Origin of the sequence: Streptococcus parasanguinis (genome assembly GCF_001578955.1) — a bacterium.
GTDB lineage: Bacteria > Bacillota > Bacilli > Lactobacillales > Streptococcaceae > Streptococcus > Streptococcus parasanguinis_U.
In genome coordinates, this window is the sequence record NZ_KQ969775.1 from 1 (window position 1) to 287 (window position 287).

Below are 287 nucleotides of genomic sequence, written 5' to 3' on the forward strand. Positions count from 1 at the left end.
AAAGAGAATACGCAACCTTCTCAATCGGTCAAACAAGAAACATCGTCCAAAGAGAATCAAGGAATCCGAAAACTATTGCCTATTTCTTTAAAACTTCAAGAAGAATGGTATTTCTGTGCTCCTGCGACAGTCCATATGATGCTGGCTAGTCGAGGGGTTAGCGTCTCTCAACATCAATTGGCTAAGGAAATGGGGACTTATAATCCCTATGGGACTCATAATCGAGATGCGATTCGCGTCTTGAATCAGAATCTATTTGGCTATCCAGAACCAAGTGGAAACCAAGC

General features: G+C 42.2%; 1 protein-coding gene. It reads left to right on the forward strand.

The features are described from left to right. Window positions 1-287: C39 family peptidase (locus SPADD19_RS11185; protein WP_338322300.1), on the forward strand; the 287-nt coding region annotated here is incomplete at both ends.